The 2445-nt window shown below is 69.6% G+C and carries 1 protein-coding gene; it reads right to left on the bottom strand.

Annotation, left to right across the window (positions count from 1 at the left end; all coding sequences use genetic code 11):
* Positions 1–29 precede the first annotated feature (29 nt).
* Positions 30–2147, bottom strand: a complete 2118-nt coding sequence (locus FHS87_RS23130) for a recombinase family protein (RefSeq protein WP_184522233.1) — start codon at positions 2145–2147, stop codon at positions 30–32.
* Between the last annotated feature and the right edge of the window lie 298 nt (positions 2148–2445).

Below are 2445 nucleotides of genomic sequence, written 5' to 3'. Positions count from 1 at the left end.
GTTCTCGATCGTTTTTCCATGATGCCTCTCTATTCTGGGTTCCTGTGGGGCACTGGCGGGGGTGGCGGCTCGGCGGTACCGGGTCCGAGCTGAGCCAGTTCGGCTTCGGTCATCTGCACGATCCAGATGCGCTGATCGCCGCGCGCGGCCATGCGTCCGTGCAGCCGTCCCTCCTGGAGCCAACGGTAAGCCGTGTGCCGGTGGATGCCGAGCCGGTCGGACACCTCCTGCAGCGTCCACTCGGCGCCTGGTTGGCGCGTCACCTGATTGGTCCAGATCGGCCGTCCGGAGGACAGCCCATGGCGCTGTAACAAGCGCCGCACCATTGGCTCGTTGAACACCGCGCGCTTGGGTGGCCGCCACCCGCTGGCGTTCAGCCGTTCGGCGATGGCCACAGCCGAGCAGCCCTCTTCACATAGCTGATGGATCTGCTCCAGCAGGCGCTTGAACTCCCGCAGCTGCTCGAACCGTTGGACGGTGCGGACCACCTCGTGGCGGGTCTGCACGCCGCCAGCCCAGTCGCACGCGACCTCGACGCGCTCGCTGTTGCGCTCGATGCGTACCGCCACCCGTTCCAGCATCAGGCGGGCGATCGCCTGCCGGTCGGCAGCCGAGGTTGTCGGTGCGCGCCAGAGTGTCGGGACGTCCTCGGCCAGGTGGCGGATGCGGTCCTGTTCCGCCGCCCCCAGGCGCGCCGGTTGTCGGGCCAGCTCACGCTCGTGCTCCGCGGTCTGCGCCTGCTCGGCCGCGAGCGCCGCCTCCCAGTCCCGTTCCAACGTGCGTGCCACCAGCCGGTTCTGCGGGTCCACTGCCTCGTAACGCCGGCGTGCCAGCGCGGTCTCGTAGCGCGCCCGCTCCAGGCGATGCGCCCAGTGTCGCTGGCGCTCGCCGCGCTCGAGCTCCAGGTCTTCGGCCAGTTGCAGGCTGACCTCGATGGACGACGGCGCGAGCGCGGCGAGGATCAGTTCCACAACCACATCGTCTACGGGCGCGGCGCTGACCGACTGGCAGCGCGGACCGCCGAAGGTCGTCGCCAACTGGATGCACTGGTAGCGTGGGCCGCCGCCGTTGTTGCGGTAGCTCACCCCCATACGGCGCCCGCACTGGCCACAGTGGATCAGGCCGCCCAGCAGGGCTGGCCCGCCGCGCGGAACGCCATCGTGCTTGGAGCGGTTCGCCGCCATCTGCTCCTGGTTCCGCGCGTAGGTGTCCCAGTCGATGTAGGCCGGCCAGCAGTTCCGGTGCAGCACCGTCCACTGCTCGGCGGAGCGGATGAACCGCCGCCCGCTGTGCGGCTTGCCCGGCAACTGACACCGGCGCTCCATCCGGCGCCGGCCGTATACGTAGGCGCCAGCATAGGCGGGGTGGCGCAGCATGTCGCTCAGCGTCGCGCGGTTCGGCCTATTCCAGCGCAGCTCGCCCTTGCCCGGACCCGAGCGGATACGATCGGGTAGCTGCATCTCGTGGTCGGCCAGGTAGTGCAGCACGCCGTTGACGGAGCGGCGGCGCTCGAACAGGTCGAATACCAGCTGGATCGCCGAGCGGACCTGCTCGTCCGGGTCGAGCGCGACCTCGCCCGAGGGCCGCAGCACGTAGCCGCGTGGCAGCCCCATCACCAGTTCGCCGCGCCGGGCCTTGGCCTGCCGGCCCTCGTACATGCGCGCCTTCAGGATGTGCAGCTCCGCCTCGCTCATCGTGCCCTTGAGCCCGAGCAGCAGCCGGTCGTTGTAGGTGCTCGGGTCGTAGATGCCGTCCGCATCCGCAATCAGCGTGTCGAACAAGGCGCACATCTCGAGCAGCTGGTGCCAGTCGCGGCACGAGCGCGCCAGGCGCGATACCTCGATCCCTAGCACCAGGCCGACATGGCCGAGCCCAACTTCGGCCACCAGGCGCTGGAAGCCCGGGCGGTCCGACGCAGAAGCCGCCGAGCGGCCGAGGTCGTCGTCGATCACTGCCACCTGTTCGTGGCCCCAGCCGAGCTGGCAGGCACGCTCGGCCAGCGCGTATTGCAGGCGCGTCGACTCCTGGTTGTGTAGCACCTGCCGCGCTGTCGACTGCCGGACGTAGACCAGCGCCTGCCGGTCACGGTGCCGGCTCAGGATCTTGTCGGAGGGCAGCAGGACGGCACTCGGCAGCATCGCGCTCATGGCCCGTCTCCGGTTCCGCAGGAGCCATGAGGCGCTGCCGGACCAGCTTGCCGACCAGCACGGTCAGGCGCCGCCGCCGCTCGCGCGGCAGGTCCTGCCATCTGATCCCTACCTGCCTCGGACCGCTCATGGCGGTTCGCCATCCACTTGGCCAGCGCACGGAGGGCCTCATGACCCACCCGCGGCGCTATAAGAACCTCACACTCAGCGGTCCCGTGTCCAGACTTTCTCGACCGGCTTCGAGGCACTGCCTCGGAGGTTCGGGGCACTTCGGCGGCAGCGGGACGAGGGTGATGTT

Origin of the sequence: Muricoccus pecuniae (genome assembly GCF_014199205.1) — a bacterium.
Lineage (GTDB): Bacteria > Pseudomonadota > Alphaproteobacteria > Acetobacterales > Acetobacteraceae > Roseomonas > Roseomonas pecuniae.
Note: the sequence above shows the minus strand (reverse complement) of the source record. Positions and strands in the feature narration are given on the sequence as shown.